We start from the raw sequence: 18,958 nt of genomic DNA on the forward strand, positions 1-18,958 counted from the left end.
CCGTGTCGGGCGCTGGGCGCCCTCCCGCCGGAGGGGTGGCCGCCGGCGCGTGGCCGTGGTCAGGAGCTGGCGCGGGTGGCGGCGGCCGCGCGGATGGGGTGCGCCGCCGCGATCCGGGCGTTCGGGTCGTAGCTGGCGGTCAGCGTGGCGAGCCGGGACAGCGTCGCCGCGTCGTACTTGCGCGCGACCAGCGCCGGATCGGCGGTTGCCCCGAAGTTCGGCGCGCCGAGGCCGCCGGACCACGGCTCCATCGCCGCCATCACCTCGGTGGCGTGCCTGGTGGTCGCCGCGGCCAGCGGCGGCGCCGCGATGCCGATCGTCAGCAGCGAGTAGGCCGCGTCGCGGTGGCAGACGGCGCTCGGCTCACGGGGCTCGCGGGCGAGCGCCCCGCCGAGCAGCCGCAGCTCGACGATGACCTGGGGGCAGTCGGCGGCGGGGCCGGTCAGCGAGAGCAGGGTGCGTACCGCCGTGTCGGGCAGCTCGCGCAGCAGCACCGCCTGCTCGTGGACCGGCATCGGGTCGACCGGATCGGCGTGGATCATGCCGATCTTGGGAAACGGCAGGATCCCGACACCTCCGAAGACCACCGGTGCGAGGCCGCGGAGCGGGTCGATCAGCCGCTCGCCCTCGGTCGGGTCGCCAACCCAGGCGAACCGGACGGCGACGGTGCACCGGCCGGCGAGCGGCGCCGGTACAGCTGGCATCGGCGGCAGCCGCAGCACGGCGACCGACGTCGTCGCCTGCTCCGGCAGGCCCGCCGACCAGGTCTTCCACGCCGACACGACCCGGTCGGCGTCGGCGCCGTCGAAGTAGAGGCAGCCGCCGTAGATCTCCTGGACGTCCAGCAGCTCGAACTCCACGGCGGTGACGACGCCCAGCGCGCCCTTGCCTCCTCGCAGCCCCCAGAACAGCGCCGGGTTCTCGGTCGCCGTGGCCCGGCGCGGCACGCCGTCGCCAGTGACGACGTCGAACGCCGTCACCAGGTCGCTGCCGTACCCGAAGCCGCGGGCCACCGGCGAAAGACCACCACCCGTGAGGTAACCGACGACGCCGACGTGCGGGGCGGAGCCGGCGGGCGCGCCGAGGCCGTGGACGGCGGCGGCGTCGAGCACCTGCTGCCAGCGCACCCCGGCGCCGACCCGGGCCTGCCGCCGGACCGGATCGATGGTGATCTCGTCCAGGTCGCCGGTGTACACCAGCAGGCTCGGGCGGGCGTGGGCGAGCGCCCCGTGGCCGGTGGCCCGCACGTCGACGTCGAGGTCGTGGGCGTCCGCGAAGCGCACCGCCGCGGCGACGTCGCTCGCGTCCGCGGCCGCCACGACGGCGACCGGCGTGGCCGGTACCGCCACGTTCCACGGCGTCGCGGCCGCCAGGTAGGCGTCGCTGCCCGGCAGCAGGACCTGGCCACGGATCGTCTCGGCCAGGTCGGCGAGCGGACCGTCGAGGGACGGAGCGTCGACGGATGCGGCGTCAGGAGATGGCGTACGGGGGGCGAGCGTCGACATGATGGCTCCCTGAGGCGGTGGTGACCTGCGCGGTCACGAAGCGGACTGGGGCCACCATGTCGCCCGGCGCTTGGACATCACTTGGGATCAGACCCGCCGTCCTTGCGGCACGCTTGGCATGGTCTTCCAGCGTGGCGGCGCCAGCGTGGCGGCGCCAGCGTGGCGTCCGTCGGCGGCGACCTCATCCGGCACGCGCGGTCAGGGCAGACAGGAGAAGAAATTACCGTGGTCAGCTCAGACGCCCCCGCGCACGTCTGAGCTGACCACCGAAACCTCGAGCGGACCTGGTCGCCTAGATCGTCACATTCCGGCAGCCGAACTGTGGGTTGCTGGTGTCACCCGCATAGCCGTCGTTGATGGCGTACACGCACACCGTGTGGTTTCCGGGAGCGCCGTAGCCGACCGTGCCGTCGAAGCCATGGTCCGCGCCGTACTCGGGATAGAGGTTGCCGATGTCGTTGCGGGYCACCCCCGCGCTCAGGCCGCCAGCCAGCGCGCCATCCACGTAGACGTGCACTGGTATCGGAGAACCGGAGTCCGGATCCAGCGCCCAGCCAACGACACGGATTCCCCCGCTCACGGCCTGCGCGACGTCGTAGGCGCCGAACGGTACATGGGAGATGGTAACCGTCCGGCAGGCCAGCAGGGTATTCACACCGGAGCCGACGTTGATACCGAAGGTGCAGACATTCTGAACGCCAGCCGGCCCCCATCCGAGCTGCCCGTCGTAGCCGTGGTTCGGGCCGTACTGCGGATAGGCGGCGCCGACATCCGGGCGACTGCCCCCCGCGTTCATGCCGCCAAGGAGGGTGGAACCAATGTATGTGTGAACATCGATGGCTCCCGTGCCGGCGTCCGGGTCGATGGACCATCCGGCGACACGGACACCTCCTGGTACCTGGTGGACGAGATCAAGGCCGCCGAACGGGTTTCCCCCGGGCCCATTGATGAGATGATCGTCGTCATCATGTACCAGACCGAGAACATGTGAACCTGAACGAGAAACTGTCCCTCCGTTCCAGGAGTAGGTGRCCACACCCGTTGGGTTCGCGTTCTGTTCCTTCACATTTATGGTGCCGCCGGAGACTGTGTCGACGACGGAGACGTGGCCGCTGCCACCGCCATCGGCGGTCGTATGGACGATCATGTCGCCTGGGACGATGCCCGTGATGGAGCCGTTCGGTATGGCATGCATGTTTCCGAGCGCACCGCTCTGTGCCTGATAGTAGATGTCCGTGGCCTTGGCGACACCTGCGAACCTGCCTCCGTTCGCCGTGTACCACCCTTTACGCGAGTAAAGCCGCTGAGCCAGCTCGACACACTGCCAGTACTGGGAGCTGACATTGCTTGTCTGGGCCTGCCCGCCACACACCGGGTCCGTACTCGGACCGCATACCGGTACGCCGTCGCCCTGCAGCCACGTGTTCCCCGCGACGAGGAGAGGCGCATCGGCGCGGGCTGGACCGGCGAGTACGACCATGGCCAGCCCGACCAGGCTTGGCACGACGATCAGGGACATCAGCCGCAGGCGTTGATGCCGCCTGTCTCGACTGTGCATCATGGCTCTCCCTTGCAAGTTCGAATGAATGGGGTGAACGCGTGGATGAGGGAATCGGGACGCGTGCAATCTGGGTTCTCGCGTCGGGACTTCGTGAAAAACAGGCGAGATCAAGCGGGTGCTGAAATTAGTCTCAAGATAGCCGGCGAGTGTGTTCTTGTTTGCCTGGTCGGAGTTCGGCGCCTCGGGTCCCGTCGGGCGATGGGTGGCTGTTCTGAATCATTCTGCTTCGATCTCGACTGCGATTGATTGCATCGATGCCGGTGCTTCCCGGTGGCGCGGTCGACAGTCTCCGCGCGTTGGCGCACGGTTCGGCCGTTGCCTGTCTCCCGCTGAGGCGGGTACGCGGCGCGCGCGGGACGCCTGTCGTATTCGGCGGAGTCCACGGCGATGTCTTCCCCGAGGACATGGACTATCCTTGATCGGCTCACCCATAACGAGCCAAGCACGAGACTTGGTCGGTCGGGCACCGACCGACCAGGCTCAGACCACGGGGGACGTCATGGAGCCGAATGACCAGCCGGGGACCGCTGACCAAGTGCCGGCTGAGACCGCGTGTGTCCGTCTTGGGCGCGAGCTGCGGCAGCTCCGTGTCAGTCGCGGGCTCACCCTGCGCCAGTTCGCCAAGCTGGCGGGGTTCACGGCCCACAGCAACTTCGTCGACTACGAGCAGGGYCGTCGAGTTYCCCCGATGGACATCGTGCGTTCATACACAAAGATCTGTGATTCGACGCCCGAAAGTCTCCGCCCTCTCCATGAAGAAGCTCTCAGGGAACGCGACCTTACGACCGCCGTGGAAGCCCTGGGGCCCGCCGACCTCGACACGTCACCGCGAGACGCGGCCAGGGATGTGCCCGCGATGGAGAAGTGGCAGCACAGTCGTGAACCGGCGGTATCTCCGGGTGATGAGGATGTGAACGTCGGGTCTCGGCCGTGGAGATTCCGTCCGCGCTGGGCGGCCGCGGCGGCGTTTCCGGTCCTCGGCGCGGCCGTGGCCGGCTACCTCGTCATGAGGGCAGCGGGTGCGGAAGGCGACGACGTGACGTCGCCACGCGCGACGCCGGCTGGCGCGGAGGTCCGGTCCATCCAGGCGCCTGACGGCAGCGATCCCATGGTGACCGGATGCGCCACAGATGCCAAGGTCGCCGACACGTTGAACGTCTACTTCCCGACGGAACATCTTGTCGGCGAGCTGCAGCTTCGGATGTCGGCAGCATGCGGCACGAGCTGGGGGCGTTTCAGCCCGACCGTGGCGCTGGCTACCTTTCCCTCGGTGACCGTGAAGATCGAAGTCGACCGTCCCGCTGATGGTAAGGCCGCGCCTTACCAGGTGATCCACGATGGCCAGCCCGCGTACGGCGACATGCTTGAGAACGATCACCAGTGCGTCTACGCGGTCGTCGTGCTCACGCGGGGTGCCGAAACATCGGCACGGTTCAGTACCCGTTGCCTCAAGGCGGACAGCTAATGCTGCCCCGACGACTTCGCCTCCCATCTGTCCACGATCTTGGCAACGTGGTGGTGGCGCGTTCCCGCAAGGTCAGCGGTAGCCGTGGAGAGCCTGCTCCCTGAGCGTGTCGTACGCGCCGCCCCGGCAGAACCAACCTGGGCTAGTCGGTTGGCGGAGGTCGGTCGGCGCCCAGGTCGAGGGCATGTTCGATCCGGCGCAAACGAGCGTCGATCGTGCGGAGCAGTGCCTCGACGCCCGGGCCGCCCGGATCCTCGGTGACCGCGGGAGAGGCGGAGCCCTCCATCGGTGCTCGTTCGAGCTGGGCGCGCCGGACGAAGCTGGAGGTGACCCAGGCTGTCACGATGGCGAGGAAGGCGATCGACTCGAGCATGATGAAGGACCCGATGAGCCGGCCGGCCGATGTGCTCGGCACGACGTCGCCGTATCCGACCGTGGTGGCGGTCTGCAGGGCCCACCACATGCCGACCCCGACGTTCGGGACGCTTCGCTCGTCGACGAGCCGGATGAGGACACCGCCGATGACCACGGTCAGCGTCGTGGCGGCGATGATCACCCGCATCGCGCGCCGTGCCGACAGTGGCTGGGTCGTGTAGCGGCGCAGGACCCGGCGCAGAATTCTGACGTTCATCCTGTCCTCCACCCGCCGTCCTGGACGTCGAGGTCCGCGTCGCCGGATCTGACCCAGGTGCTCCGGCACAGCCCTCGGGCACACCGCGCCGGACAGACCGCGCCGCGAACACCGCGCCCGCGGCCATGCTCACACGCCGCCCAGGGCCACGCCCACCACCGCGCGGCGCGGGCCTCAGGCGATGGTGAAGGTGACGGGCAGGGTGGTCAGGCCGCGTACCCAGATCGCCGGGTTCCAGAGGAGGTCGTCGGCGGGCACGGCGAGGGTGAGGTCGGGCAGCCGGTCCAGGAGCACCTCGACGGACGTCTGGGAGATCACCTCGGCGAGTTCCTGCGCGGGGAACGGGCAGCGGTRCTCGCCGTGGCCGAACGTCAGGTGGGCCTGGTTCCCGGCGGCGCCGGCGGCCGGGTCGGGACGGACGTCCGGGTCGGCGTTCGCGGCGGCCACCCCGATGACCAGCATGTCGCCGGCCTGGATGCGCTGACCGCCGAGCTGGCCGGCGTGCACCGCCCATCGGCCGGTGAAGTTCGCGACCGGCGGGTCCTCCCAGAGAACCTCGGCCATCGCCTGCCCGACGCTGCGCCGCCCACCGGCCAGCGTCGTCGCGAACCGCGCGTCCGCCAGCAGCAGCCGCAGAGTGTTCCCGATCCAGTACGCGGTCGTCTGCTGCGCGGCGGCGAGGAGGACGAAGATGTCCTGGAGCGCCTCGTCGTCGGTGTAGGCCGCCGGGTGTGTGATCAGCCGGGAGATCCCGTCGAAACCCGGTCGGTCGCGGCGCAGCGCGATGAGACGGGTCACCAGCGCCATGAGGCGGCCATGCGCCGCCAGCGCGTCCGTGCCGTGGTCGAACAGCGTCACGAGGTCCTGGACCATTCCGGCGGTGTCCTCGGCCGGTATGCCGAGGATCCCCGCGACCGCGCGGGCCGGCATCACATGGGCGTAGGAGTACATCAGCTCGGCCCGGCCGCGGTCGGCGAAGGTGWCGATGAGCTCGTCGGCGATCCGCTCGCACCGGGAGCGCAGCTCGAAGGGGTCCACGGCCGCGAGCACCTCGTGGACGGCGCCGGAGCGCCGGTCGTGCTCGGCGCCGGACGCCCACGCGACCGAGTCCCCCTTGCCGAGAGCCGGCCGCAGCGGCCAGTCCAGCGGGACGAGATCCCAGGCGTTCCATCGGACCGAGTCGCGATCGTAGAGGTCGCCACGGCTCGCGACGAAGTGTGCCTCCCGGTAGCCAAGGATCAGCCACGCCGGGATGTCGCCCTCCAGCAGTACGGGCGCGACCGTCCCGTGCTCGGCGCGCAGCCTGCGGTACAGGCCGGCCACGTCGCGGCTGATCGAGTCACCGTAGAGGCGGGCGGCACCGGCGTGCGCCGGGAAGCGCGCCTCGAGGGTGTCGGCCGGGACGGGCTGGTCGTCGGCGCGGCCCGCGGCGTCGGTCATCAGGTCGGTCACCGGGTCGGCCATCGTGTCATCTCCCCGTTGCGCTGCGATCCCGTTCGCCCTGAGTTCGGGCGTGACCGGCGATCATGCCAGGGGCGGGGCGACCCAGGATCGGCAGGGCGGCCCGGCCCGGCTCGGTCCGACCAGCTCGGCGCCGGACCGGCTCCGCGGAAAAGGGGGAGTCGCCTGTCATCGTTGGCGGATGCGCACGCCCTTCTGCGACCTGCTCGGCATCGAGGTGCCGATCATGCTTGCCCCGTTCGGGCCATGGGCGCAGGTGGACCTCGCCGCCGCCGTGTGCAACGCCGGCGCTCTTGGCAGCGTCGGCACCGCCATCCGCGAGCCGGCCGACCTGCGGCGGCAGTGGGAGCACCTGCGCGAGCTGACCGACCGGCCGTTCGCGGTCAACCACACCGGCCGCCCGTTCGATCCGGCGGTGTTCGACGCGATCCTGGCGGCGAGGCCGGCGGCCGTGTCCTTCCACCTCGGCGTCCCAGCCGGGCGGATCGCCGAGGCACACAGCGTGGGCGCCCGCTGGATTCAGCAGGTCGGCGACCTGCGCGGCGCCGAGCAGGCGCTGGAGGCCGGCGCCGACGTGCTCGTCGCCCAGGGCTGGGAAGCCGGCGGTCACGCGGGCTGGGTGGGGACCATGGTGCTCGTCCCGCAGCTGGTGGACCTCGCCGGCGAGGTGCCCGTGCTGGCCGCGGGCGGGATCGCCGACGGCCGCGGCGTCGCGGCCGCGCTGGCGCTCGGCGCGCAGGGCGTACTGATGGGGACACGGTTCCTGGCCAGCTCGGAGATGGGCATCGATCCGGTCTGGAAGGAGCGGATCGTCGCGGCCGACGCGACCGAGGCGGTCAAGGTGACCCACAGCGAATATGTACTGCCGCCGTTCACGCTCGACCTGCCGCCGGGGCCGCCGCCAGCACCCCGGGCGTTGCGGACACCACTGATCGACCAGCTGGCGGCGGACCCGGGTGCCGTCGACGCCGCCGAGTTCCGCGCGACGTTCATGGTCGACGTGCGTGCCAACCGCGGGCACGACGTCCTACCGTTCACCGGCCAGTCCGCCGCTCTGGTCCACGACGTCGCCCCGGCAGCCGAGATCATCTCGCGCCTCCTCGCCGAGACGGAGACGGCTCTGCAGGCCGCGCGACGCGCTGTTTCCGGGTGAGACGGACGCAAAGCCCACTCCGCGGCAGGCATCCCTCACGTCATGAAGCAGGGCCGAGGGTGACGTTCCCGCAGCCCCGCAGCCGAGCGCACCCCGCCTGACACACCACCGCCTCGGTGATCGCCGTTTGTGCTCTCCTGTGGTTGTCAGCGGGGCCAGCGGGATCATGACCACCACGGGGCCCAAACAGTGATCAAGTCGCGGGCCCAATCATCCTGCGCATCATCCACGCGTTGTTCGTGCCGACACTGGCGGGGTCGGCTCGGTCGGATACGCGACTCTGGACCTGCCCGACGTCGCGTTGGCGGGGACCATCACCACTGTGGCGGATGATCAGGTCGCGGTGCCGGCCGAGTTGTTCGACGCGCTCAGTCGCGCGGACGCCTGGTCCCTGTGGGAGGAGCAGACGGCCGAGGTGCGGTCGACGTTCATCAGCTGGGTGGCCAAACCCAGACGGGCCGGCGAGCGACGTGCGCGCGCTGACGTGACGGTGTACCACACGGTCCACGGCTCGCTCGACCAGGCGATCCAGCGGCCGCGGCTGTGGCATGCGGTTCTTTCGCTTTTTGGGGAGGCGGTCAGCTGACCAGCGCCCCGGTCAGCTGACCGGGGCTGCCGCGCCGCCCGCCGGTTGGTCGTTGGCTGCCTCGGCGAGGACGCGTGCGGTCGGTTCAGTTCCAGTCGCGGGTTCGGCGGACAATTCGGCCGGTTCGCCCAGGTAGGCCTCGCGGACGGCCGGGTTGGCCTGGATCTCCGTGGGGGTGCCGTCGGCGAGGACCTGGCCCTGATGGAGGACCACGATCCGGTCGCAGGCCGACATGACCAGGGCCATGTCGTGGTCGACGACGAGCACGGTCAGGCCGGCGTCGTGGGCGAGCTCGCGCAGGCCGGCGGCGAGCTCGGAGATCTCCGTGATCGACAGGCCGGCGCCGGGTTCGTCGAGAAGGACGGCCGACGGGTTGGCGGCCAGCGCGCGGACGATGCCGACGAGGCGCCGTTTCGCCATCGGGAGTTCGGTCGGCAGCCGCGGCAGGTCGTCGGCCAGGTCGAACCGCTCCAGGGCGGCCCGGGCAGGCCCGGGCAGGCGCCCGTCGGTGTGGCCGGCGTTCTCGGCGGCGACCCGCAGGTTCTGCGCGACGGTGAGGTCCTCGAACAGCTCGCCGGCCTGGAAGACCCGGCCGAGGCCGTCGCGCGCCCGGGCGTCGGGGGTGCGGTCGCCGAGCGGCCGGTCGCCGAGCAGCACCTGGCCGGCGGTGGTCGGCGCGAAGCCGCCGATCGCGTCGAGCAGCGTCGTCTTGCCGGCGCCGTTCGGGCCGACGAGGCCGGTGACCAGGCCGGGCGCGGCCCGCAGCCTGGCCTTCGACACGGCGGTCACGCCGCCGAAGCGGACCGTCACGTCGTCGGCGACGAGCGGCTCGCCGGCGCGGGCGGGCACGTCGCCGGTGGGCAGCGGCGTCGGGTCGTACCGGGAGCGCTTGCGCCAGGCGACGCCGTTCTCGTGGACGATCACGGTGAGCACCAGGCCGGCACCGAAGATGGTGGCGTAGTTGTCGGTGATGAAGCCGACGTGCAGGTCGGAGATCACCAGATAGACCAGGCCGCCGAAGGCGAGGACGCCGCCGAGCAGGCCGCCGGCGACCGACGTCACGCCGGCGATCACGGCCAGGCTGACCAGGTTGATCGACTCCGTGAAGGAGAACTGCGCGAAGGTCACCGACGAGCTGCGGAACGCCAGCAGCACGCCGGCGGCGCCCGCCAGCGCCGAGGAGATGACGAACGCGGACAACTTGGCCCGTGCGATGCTGATGCCGACGGAGGCCGCCGCCCGCTCGTTGGTCCGCACGACGAGCAGCCGCCGGCCGAGCCCGGAGCGCCGTACCAGCGTGACCGCGGCCCCGGCGAGGATGAGCCAGAACAGGCAGTAGTAGCCGTACCGGTCGGGGTAGAGGCCGGCGTCGATGGTGAGGCCGAACAGCGACGGCAGGCGCGGCGCCAGGCCGGTGATGCCGCCGGTGTAGAAGGTGCTGTCGAAGAGCACGCCGGAGACGGCGACGGCCATGCCCATGGTGAGGATGGCGAGGTTCACGCCGCGGACCCGCAGCGCGGGCAGGCCGACGAGCAGGCCCGCGAGCGCCCCGACGGCGGCCCCGACCAGCGGCGCCAGCACGAACGGCACGTGCGCTCCGATGTCCAGCCGCACCGCCACGAAGGCGCCGAGGCCGGCGACGGTGAGCTGGGCGAGGCTGATCTGGTTGGCGTACCCGATGAGGACGACCAGTGACAGCACCAGGATCGCGAGGATGATCGTCGAGGTCGCGGCGTCCCGCCACGAGGCGTCGCCGACGGCGAGGATCGTGATGATGGCCGCCAGGGCGACGCCGACCGGGATCGGGCGGAACAGGCCCGCGGCGACCGGCGCGGCGGGCACGGCCGGCAGCCGGTTGCTCGCCCGGTCGCGCCGCAGGATGAGGATCGCCATGACGGCGACGAACGGCACCGTCTGCGGCCAGCCGATCTGGTAGTTCTCCGGGACGTACTCGGCGATGGAGTGGGTCACGAGGCCCTCGCCGACGCCGAGCGCGAGGCCGCCCAGGAGGGCGAGTACGTACCCGTCGAAGCGGCCGATGAGTGCCGCGGCGAGCGCGAACGCCATCACAGTGATCATCGCGGTGTCGAACTGCCCGACGATCGGGGCGACGAGGATGCCGGCGGCGGCGGCGAGCACCGAGCCAAGCGCCCAGTTGATGCTGCCCAGGGTGTGCGGGGACGCGCCGAGCGCCTGGGCGGCGGACTCGTGCTCGGCCATCGCTCTGGTCATCAGTGGCAGCCGTGCCCAGGCCGACCAGGCCGCGAGCGCGCCGACGATGACGACGGCGATCGCGAAGATGACGATCCGCTCCACGGGGATGGTCAGGCCGGACAGGTGTGCCGCCGATGACGGCAGCGAGGTGTTGGGAACCCGGGCCGCGTTCGGGAAGACGCTGTGCGCCAGGCCGACGAGCAGACCGAGCAGACCGAGCGTCGCTACCATCCGTGACAGCTGGGTGCGGTGGCGGATCGGCCGGATGACGACCAGGTAGACGACTGCGCCGAACAGGGCCGCGGCGAGCAGCGTCACCACCGCGGCGGYGACGGCCGGGAAGTTGTGGCTGTCGCGAAGCCAGTAGAAGAGCAGGGCGCCCCACAGCGCGATACCGGCATGCGCGAAGTTGATGGTCCGCGACCCTCGGCGGATCGCGACAACATTCACCGCGCTCACCGCGTACACGCCACCGACACCCAGGCCTAACAGTGCGAACTGCAGGATGGTCCGTGGGTCCATGCGCGCCCCTAGCGTTTTTCTGGTGAGCAGAAGCTCTGGGAACGGATCTTCCGGCTTTCGTTGCGGAAGATTGTTGACCGAGTGTAAGCTGGTGAGCGTTCACTCGCAACCCGGAGGATCAGATGGCCGAGGCAGCGTTAGCCGAGGCGGCGTTGGAGGCACGGGGCCTGTCGGCCGGCTACGGCCGCGTCCAGGTCCTGCGCGACGTCGACCTCACCGTCCGTCCCGGCGAGGTCGTCGCCCTGCTCGGCCCGAACGGCGCGGGCAAGACCACGCTGCTGCGGACCCTGGCGGGATATCTGCGCCCGACGGGTGGCGAGATCCTGCTCTTTGGCGCCAGTTGCGGCCGCCTGCCGGTCTACAAGCGGTGCAGGCAGGGCGTGTCGTTCATGGGGGAGGAGCGGCACGTCTTCCCTGGGCTGACCGTGCGCCAGTCGCTGCGGCTGGTACGCGCCCAGGGGGAGGCCGCCGAGCTGTTCCCGACACTCACGGAGCGGGCCGGCCACCGCGGCGCGCTGCTGTCCGGCGGCGAGCAGCAGATGCTGGCACTCACCCTCACCCTCGCGCTCGCCCGCAAGCCCCGGCTGCTGCTGATCGACGAGCTGTCCCTCGGGCTCGCACCACTGGTACGTGAGCGCCTGCTCGACACCGTACGGGCGACCGCCGACACGGGCGTCGGCGTGCTCGTCGTCGAGCAGAATGCCCGCTCGGTGCTGGAGCGGGCCGACCGCGCCTATGTCATGCGGCGCGGCGAGGTCGTGCGTGAGGGGCCAGCCGAAGAATGGCGCGGAGACCTCGACGGCCTCGCTTCGCTGTACCTTTCCTGACTTTCCTGAATCTTTTCCCGTGCCTCGCGGACCGGCTCGGGATGTATTTGTGACGTCCTTTCTCGGAGGGTAACGATGTCGAGATCCGTAAGATTGTTCCTGCGTGGGCCGGCGGCGTTAGTGTCGCTCGCCGTTCTGGTGGCCGCGTGCGGTGGCGGCGGGGACGACGGCGCGTCGTCCGGTGCGGCGGGCGGGCCGAGCGGCGACCCCATCAAGATCGCGGCGATCGGCGCCCTGTCCGGTGGAGTGAGCGCCAACCCGGAGTACGCCACGGGCGCCACCGCCGCGGTGGACGCGATCAACGCGGCCGGCGGGATCAACGGGCGCCCGTTGAAGCTCACCCTCTGCGACAACCACCAGAACGCGACCGACTCGGCCAAGTGCTACCGGGACATCCTGTCCGACAAGAGCGTCGTCGCCATCGCCGGCGGCTCGGACAATTACCACGACGCCACGGCCACCCAGATCGAGGCCGCCAAGATGCCCATCATCGGGCAGTTCCCGGTTTCCAAGTTCGACCTGACCAACCCGCTGTCGTTCAACGTCAACGGCTCCGTCGGCGTGGGCTTCCACGGACTCGCCCAGGACGTCGTCGCCAGCGGCGCCAAGAAGGTCGGCCTGGTCACCCTCGACATCCCGACCGCCGACGTCATCCGCTCGGCCGTCGGCGACGTCTTCTCGAAGGCCGGCGTCCAGGTCGTGAACAACGTGCGGATCGCGCCGTCCACGGCCGACCTTTCGGCGCCCGCCACGCAGGTCACGCAGGGCAATCCGGATGCCGTCGTCTGGCTGACGTTCTCCGCGCAGACCAGCGTGGCGGTGAAGGCGCTGCGCTCCACGGGCTACAAGGGTCCCATCGGATTCGCCGGCAGCGCGTTCAGCAAGGACGAGCTGCAGAGCATGGGCGCCGGCGGCCCGCTGGACGTCGGCCTGGTGTTCCCGCCGGCCTGGGACACGTCGAGCGCCTACGGCAAGCAGTACAACGACGACATGAAGGCCCACCAGCCCGACGGCAAGATCAACGAGCTGGGCCTCGGCAGCTGGCTCGGCGTCCAGATCTTCGCCCAGCTCGCGAAGACCCTTCCGACCATCGACCGGGCATCCGTCCTCGCCGGCCTGCGGAAGATGGCGGACGTGAACACCGGCGGCCTGACCCCGGCGGTGAGCTTCGCGGYGAAGAGCCCGCTGCCGTACCCGTCCGTCTACAACCCCGCCTACTCGGTCGTGCACGTCACGGACGGCAAGGCGAACTGGGACGGCAAGCTCTACGAGTTCGGCACCGGCGACGCGATCAAGCCGGGGGCCCAGGCCGAGCGTCGCCGTGCCCGCCCTCCCGTTCGTCGGCGGGCGCGGTGACGCCAACCTCCCGGGCGCCGGGCGTCCGGATCCTTCATCCCGCGGCGCCACGACGGCCTTCCGCGGCGCGTACAGCCCCTCGGGGCGTGCCGGGCTGGAGATCCTGGCCGGTCTGGCAGTCGGGAGGGCGTTGATCAGGCACACTCAGATCCCGGCCATGCGGATCCCGGCCGTTCAGGATCTGTGCCGGCCCGGGACACTCTCGCCGTGGAGGTGACACTGGTGCGGACGGCAGCCGGCCAGGCCGCCAAGGCCGACCAGGCCAAGGCACTGGAGAGCCTCCGGCGATCGATCGACAGTCTCTCGGACGCCGCGCTCGACGCCTTCGGTGAGATGCCGTGGTTTCGTGGGCTGCCGGCGCGGACCAAGTCGTGGATCAAGATCGTGGTGATGAACGAGCTCAAGGTGATGGCGGAGGACATCGCGGAGCCGCGTTCGCCGGCGCTGCGGGGAATCTTCTCGGACGCGCCCAGGGGAGCGCTGCAGCAGCTGTCGCTGGGGCAGGTCGTCGAACTCATCCGGCTGACGGTCGAGACCGTCCTCACGGCCGTCGACGACGTCATGGGCGAGCCGTCGGCCGCCCTGGTTCGAGGAGATCTCGAACGGTACGGCCGTGAGGCCGCGTTCGCTGCGGCGTCGGTCTACGCGCGGGTGGCGCAGCATCGCGCCCGCGACGGCGACCAGCGCCAGAAGCTGTTGGTCGACGCGCTGCTCGAGGGCGACGAGCGGGAGATCGCGGACCGGGCTGACGGTGTGTTCCCACTCGGCGTGCCGGTCCGTGTCGCGGGTGCGGTCCCGCCCGTCGATGCCACCGAGGCCATGCTGCGCGCGATGCATCGGATCATGGAGACCCACGGCGCCCCGGCATGCGCCGCCCGGCGCGGGCCGGCCGTCCTGCTGATCGCACCCGCGGCGATGGGGGAAATTCGGGACAACGTGCCCGCCGCGCTGGACGAAATGGTTCGCCCCGCGGCGCCAGGCGATCCGGCGCTGATCGACAACCTCGTCGTGAGCAACCCGGTCGAGTCCATTGTCGCCGCGCGCCCAGCCGCGACCGCCGTCCTTTTCGGGCTGCGGGCGGTCGCCGGCCAACGGACGCTCGGGCGGGTCGTCGGGGTCGATGACCTGTTACCGGAACGGGTCCTCTGCGGAGACCGTCAGGCCGCGCGCCAGCTGGTGGCCGAGTACTACGACCCACTGCTCGCGGCAGGGCGGGGGCTGGTGGAGACGGTCGACGCGCTGCTCGCTCATGACGGCTCACCGGACGCCGCCGCGCGCAGTCTCCCGGTCCACGTGAACACCCTGCGCTACCGGCTGGAGAAGGTGATCAGCCTGACCGGCCGCGATCCCCGCCGTGGCCGCGACGCCTTCGTGCTGCGGATGGCCTTCATACTCGCCCGGACCGGCGCCGCGATCTCGCCGTCGCCGTCGCCGTCGCCGTCGCCGTCGCTGTCGCCGTCGCCGTCCTGGCCGGCCGCCGGCCTCGGACCGGGGGTCCAGTAACACCCGCGTAACTTCGTATCTCCTCGCCGAGGACATCGCGGGCGGGGCGTGCCAGGATTGTCACACGCCCGGCCCCGCGGCATTTCTCATCGTCGGAACGCCGGCATTCACAGGTATCCCCTGCCGCCCATCCCGAAGGCGCCAGCCATGTTCAGGACCGCCAGAAATGGGCGAGTAAGAGACGGCTTCTCTTCGAACGGGTACCTGGGCGCCCGCGCCCGGTGGTGAAACCGTGGGCGCAGCCCCGGAGCGAAGAAAAAGACACGACGACCCGGGTGCCTTCGCGCGCCTGGCCGGCTTCCGTCACGAGGAGGAACTTCATGAGGCGTAGGTTCAGGGAAAGCTTATGCGCGGTCGGGATGGCGACCGCGCTGGCGGGCGGTCTGGTCGTTGTCGATGCCGCCGCGGCGCGGGCCGCCGCTTCGCCGTTCGGGCATTCGTGCACCGATCAGAACGGCGTGCGTTTCTGCCCCACGACGGGCATCGACCAGCGGGCGGCCTCCTGGGACGGCACACCACTGGATGTCGACGTCACGCTACCCGCGACCGGATCCGGGCCGTTTCCGACAATCGTCCTGCTGCACGGCCTCGGCGAGGACAAGACCGCGTTTGAGGACACGTCGCCCGAGGGATCGCAGGCGTTGACCTACCACTACAACACGAACTACTACGCCAAACGCGGCTACGCCGTGGTGACGCCGACCGCGCGCGGTTTCGGAGGCTCCTGCGGCGCCCAGACCAAGACCAGTCCCGGCTGCGCACGCGGATGGGTTCACCTCGACGACGTCCGTTACGAAGCACGGGACGTCCAGCATCTCGTGGGAAAGCTCGTCGACGAGGGAATCGCCGCTCCGGCGGCGGTGGGCGTCACCGGAGTCTCCTACGGCGGCGGCACCGCAGCGCAGCTGGCATTCCTCAGGAACCGGATCGCGCTGCCGGACGGCACCTTCGCTCCCTGGACCAGCCCGAACGGCACCCCACTGAGCATCGCGGCGTCGTACCCCCGCTGGGGATGGGCGGATCTCRCCACCGCGCTCGTCCCGAACGGCCGGKCGACCGACACGACACCGCCGAACTACGCGACGGACACCTCGCCCGTCGGCATTCCCAAGTTGTCCTACACGACCTTCCTGTACCTGATCACCGGGCTGTTCGGGCAGATCGCCCCGGCTGGCGCCGACGCCGATGCCGACCTGGCCACCTGGTACAAGGCCCTCCTGCGGGGAGAGCCCTACGCCGGAACCGACGTCCAGGGCCTCGTCCGGGCGCTGCGGTACAAGGGCACGACGGCCATCCCCGGAACGCCCGCGCCCCTGCTGGTCGAGAACGGCTGGACCGACGACCTCTTCAACGCCCAGCAGGGCCTCGCCCTCTACAACCAGGCGCTGGCGGCCAGCCCCACCGCGGACGTGTCGCTGCAACTGGGCGACACCGGCCACCCAGGCGCGAGCAACCGCGGCGACGTCGTCAATCGGCTGGTCGACGCGGGATCGGCGTTCTTCGACGCCAAGCTGCGCGGAACCGGCACCGGGCCGGCGCCCCGATCGGTTGCCCTCTCACCGATGAGCTGTCCCGCCGGCGCCCCCACCCCGGCGCCCGTCACCGCACCGTCGTGGGCCGCCACGCACCCCGGGACGCTCACGTTCAACCAGCCGGGACTGCAGGCGACGACGTCGAGCGGAGTGAACTTCCTCGGCGAGAGCGGCCGCGACCCGGTCCTGGGGATCCTGCCCGGGACGCTGGGTGACGTGCTCACCGGCCTCATCGACGGCACGGTGGACGCGGCGACCCTTGGTGACATCCTGGGCGGCGACTCGTCACAGTTCGGACCACTTTTCTCCCAGGCCCTGCAGAAGTCCAACCCGTGTCGCACCTCGCTGGCCTTCCCGCACGACAACGCCATCATCGCCATCGGGCCCGCGCGGGCACAGGCGTTCACCCTGGCCGGAATGCCCCAGGTGACCGTGAACATCCAGCACATCGGCCCCGAGAGCCAGCTGGACGCCCGGCTGTGGGACGTCGCCCCTGGCGGAAGCGAAATCCTCGTCACCCAGGGCATCTACCGGGTGACGGCGGACCAGGGCGGCGCGGCGACCTTCCAGCTCACCGGAAACGCCTACACCTTCACCCCCGGCCATCGGCCCCGGCTGGAGCTGCTGTCATCCGCCGGCCCGTTCGCGCGGCCCAGCAACGGCATCAGCACGACCTACGCCACCAACGTCCGCGTCCAGCTCCCGACGGTCCAGCCGGCGCCCTGACCAGCACGGCCAGAATCCGCCGATAACAGGCGACCCCCAGCACTCCTGACCCCGCGGGGCGGCGGACCGGGTGAACCGAGCGGACAGTTCGGTGATCAAGGTCCGCCGCCCTTCCGTACCGCGAGGCATGCCCGGCCCGCCGCCCCGCCGCCCCGCCGTGGGCAGATGATGGGCGCGTGAGGCGAATCGACTACTACCACGACCCGAACGCGCCGCGAGCGAACGCGCTGGTCATCGGAGGCTGCGCCGTCGCCCCCGACGCCGAGGGGCGGATCCTCCTGCAGCGGCGGGCCGACAACGGAGAGTGGGCGCTGCCCGGCGGCGGGATGGACATCGGGGAGACGTTCGCCGACTGCGTGATCCGGGAGGTCCGCGAGGAGACCGGGTTCGACGTCGTCATCGAGCGGATCGTCGGCATCTACTCCGACCCGGGGCACGTCTTCGCCTACCCCGACGGCGAGATCCGCCAGCAGTTCTCGATCTGTCTTGCCTGCGCCATCGTCGGTGGTGAGCTGGCCGTCAGCGAGGAGTCGACCGCGGTCGACTTCTTCACGCTCGACGAGATCGCCGACCTGCACATGCACGAGACGCACCGGATCCGCATCCGCGACTACCTCGCGAACACCGCCCCCCTGCTGCGCTGACGATGGCCGCCCAGTGCCTCCGTCGGAGGCTGACTCGCCCGGCCGAGGTCGTGATCGCCGTTTCGGCCATCTGGTGGTTGTAACCGCGCCATCAGGTGTTGCGAGCACCCCTGGAATCCGCCGCGTCGGCACTCGCCGGGTGGTCACACCGCCGAGCAGCGGGCGTTGGCGTCGCCGAATCCGGGCCTGGCAAGATCGATGTCGATCGCGCCGGTGATGAGAGAGTGGCCGCTGACGCACTGCTGGTGCGTGACTGTGTCCAGGATGTAGATCTGCTGCCCGCCGGCGTACATCGCGCCGCTGTCCCAGCGGTCGGTGCCCGTGCTGGTGACGACCGCGAACGAGGCGATCCGGTAGCCGGTGGACGAGTGCGCCTCACCGCCGAAGATCGTGATCCGGGCGCGGCCCGGCGCGACGGCCCGGCCGGCGTCCGTCAGCCGGCCGCCGAAGTGCGTGGTGCCCGGATCGGCGAGTGTGGCCAGGGTGATGCGGCCCACGGCTGGGGAGTACGTCCAGCCGTTGGCGTGGTGGTCGAACCGGTTGACGTCGAACCGGGGATGGACGTACACGGAGTCGAGGTCCTGCTGGGGGTAGAACTCGACCGACAGGGAGGTGGCGCGTGCTCCCCAGTTGGTGGTCAACATTCCGCCGTGCACCAGATCGGGCTGGGTGTTGCCCATGAAGTAGCCGTGCGGGAACAACAGTCCGCCGCCAACGGGGAACCGGGTATAGGTGGCGTAACTGCTCGGAGTCTGGCAGGCGTTCACGAAGGTGTCCCCGGTGCCGGTCGACGGATTGAAGTTCTGACATGGCAGATACTGGTTCGAGCCCGACCCGAACACCAGGTCGACGCCGACGGCGCCACTGATCGGCACCGGATTTCCGTGCTGGTCGGTGTAACCCTCGAAGGGAATCGCCACGCCATTCCCGCGGGTGGGATTGATGGCGTACTGGGTTGTATCGGCGGCCAGTGCCGTGTTGGACAGCAGGACGAGAAAGGCGACCACGGCCACCAGCAGTGGCACCGCCTTTCGCGGTACTGAGACTCCCAGCGCCATTCGCCCTGTTCGCGCGTTCGATGACGATGGCGAGTACATGCGAACGACCGAGGCGCATGGCCGTACTTCCGCCGCTGGACACCGAATCGTCGGTCTGACGCCATCCACACCAGTGCGGCGGTCACGTCCACCGCGCCGACCTGGAAGATCGATATAGAATTCAGCCATCGCCACCCGCGCAGCATAGCCATGAAGGCGTCAGTGCTATCGCAGG

The 18,958-nt window shown here is 70.4% G+C and carries 14 protein-coding genes; 8 read left to right on the forward strand and 6 right to left on the reverse strand.

Features of this window, described 5'->3' with window-relative positions; genetic code table 11:
- Window positions 1-59: 59 nt before the first annotated feature.
- Both BL253_RS16670 and BL253_RS16675 read right to left on the reverse strand, forming a co-directional pair.
- Window positions 60-1,505, reverse strand: coding sequence for an FAD-binding oxidoreductase (locus BL253_RS16670; protein ID WP_076817960.1), 1,446 nt, complete (start codon window positions 1,503-1,505; stop codon window positions 60-62).
- A gap of 292 nt (window positions 1,506-1,797) precedes the next feature.
- The gene (locus tag BL253_RS16675; RefSeq protein WP_076817962.1) at window positions 1,798-3,024 is read right to left on the reverse strand and encodes a CHAP domain-containing protein; all 1,227 of its coding nucleotides are present in this window, start codon (window positions 3,022-3,024) and stop codon (window positions 1,798-1,800) included.
- A 541-nt stretch (window positions 3,025-3,565) separates the two neighbouring features.
- On the opposite strand from BL253_RS16675, the gene BL253_RS16680 reads away from it, so the two are divergent.
- Entirely contained in the window at window positions 3,566-4,531 is a 966-nt protein-coding gene (locus BL253_RS16680) for a helix-turn-helix domain-containing protein (protein ID WP_131831504.1), read from the forward strand.
- Between the two features lie 142 nt (window positions 4,532-4,673).
- Here BL253_RS16680 and BL253_RS16685 read toward each other — a convergent pair whose 3' ends face one another.
- Together BL253_RS16685 and BL253_RS16690 are read right to left on the reverse strand one after the other, a co-directional pair.
- The gene (locus BL253_RS16685; RefSeq protein WP_076817965.1) at window positions 4,674-5,162 is read right to left on the reverse strand and encodes a potassium channel family protein; all 489 of its coding nucleotides are present in this window, start codon (window positions 5,160-5,162) and stop codon (window positions 4,674-4,676) included.
- A gap of 174 nt (window positions 5,163-5,336) precedes the next feature.
- Complete coding sequence (locus BL253_RS16690; protein WP_076817967.1) at window positions 5,337-6,626, reverse strand: cytochrome P450; 1,290 nt, start codon at window positions 6,624-6,626, stop codon at window positions 5,337-5,339.
- A gap of 178 nt (window positions 6,627-6,804) precedes the next feature.
- Here BL253_RS16690 and BL253_RS16695 point away from each other — a divergent pair, with 178 nt between their 5' ends.
- Both BL253_RS16695 and BL253_RS16700 read left to right on the forward strand, forming a co-directional pair.
- A complete protein-coding gene (locus BL253_RS16695; RefSeq protein ID WP_076817969.1) occupies window positions 6,805-7,776 on the forward strand; it encodes an NAD(P)H-dependent flavin oxidoreductase in 972 nt (323 codons plus the stop codon).
- Between the two features lie 301 nt (window positions 7,777-8,077).
- Window positions 8,078-8,362 (forward strand): YdeI/OmpD-associated family protein, encoded by a 285-nt coding sequence (locus BL253_RS16700; RefSeq protein WP_241834862.1) that lies wholly within the window; start codon window positions 8,078-8,080, stop codon window positions 8,360-8,362.
- A gap of 12 nt (window positions 8,363-8,374) precedes the next feature.
- Here BL253_RS16700 and BL253_RS16705 read toward each other — a convergent pair whose 3' ends face one another.
- Window positions 8,375-11,098 (reverse strand): ABC transporter permease subunit, encoded by a 2,724-nt coding sequence (locus BL253_RS16705; protein WP_076817970.1) that lies wholly within the window; start codon window positions 11,096-11,098, stop codon window positions 8,375-8,377.
- 122 nt (window positions 11,099-11,220) lie between these two features.
- Between BL253_RS16705 and BL253_RS16710 the strand changes: the two genes are divergently transcribed.
- From BL253_RS16710 to BL253_RS16735, 5 genes are all read left to right on the forward strand, one after another.
- A complete protein-coding gene (locus BL253_RS16710) occupies window positions 11,221-11,925 on the forward strand; it encodes an ABC transporter ATP-binding protein (RefSeq protein ID WP_076817972.1) in 705 nt (234 codons plus the stop codon).
- Between the two features lie 75 nt (window positions 11,926-12,000).
- Window positions 12,001-13,281, forward strand: a complete 1,281-nt coding sequence (locus tag BL253_RS16715; RefSeq protein WP_076817973.1) for an ABC transporter substrate-binding protein — start codon at window positions 12,001-12,003, stop codon at window positions 13,279-13,281.
- Between the two features lie 222 nt (window positions 13,282-13,503).
- Window positions 13,504-14,784, forward strand: a complete 1,281-nt coding sequence (locus BL253_RS16725) for a PucR family transcriptional regulator (protein ID WP_131831505.1) — start codon at window positions 13,504-13,506, stop codon at window positions 14,782-14,784.
- Window positions 14,785-15,104: 320 nt separating this feature from the next.
- Entirely contained in the window at window positions 15,105-17,042 is a 1,938-nt protein-coding gene (locus tag BL253_RS16730) for a CocE/NonD family hydrolase (protein WP_081438380.1), read from the forward strand.
- Between the two features lie 176 nt (window positions 17,043-17,218).
- Window positions 17,219-17,686 (forward strand): NUDIX domain-containing protein, encoded by a 468-nt coding sequence (locus BL253_RS16735; protein WP_076817980.1) that lies wholly within the window; start codon window positions 17,219-17,221, stop codon window positions 17,684-17,686.
- A 143-nt stretch (window positions 17,687-17,829) separates the two neighbouring features.
- On the opposite strand, the gene BL253_RS16740 is transcribed toward BL253_RS16735, so the two are convergent.
- The gene (locus tag BL253_RS16740) at window positions 17,830-18,711 is read right to left on the reverse strand and encodes a hypothetical protein (RefSeq protein WP_338013720.1); all 882 of its coding nucleotides are present in this window, start codon (window positions 18,709-18,711) and stop codon (window positions 17,830-17,832) included.
- Between the last annotated feature and the right edge of the window lie 247 nt (window positions 18,712-18,958).

Origin of the sequence: Pseudofrankia asymbiotica (assembly GCF_001983105.1) — a bacterium.
Taxonomy (GTDB): domain Bacteria; phylum Actinomycetota; class Actinomycetes; order Frankiales; family Frankiaceae; genus Pseudofrankia; species Pseudofrankia asymbiotica.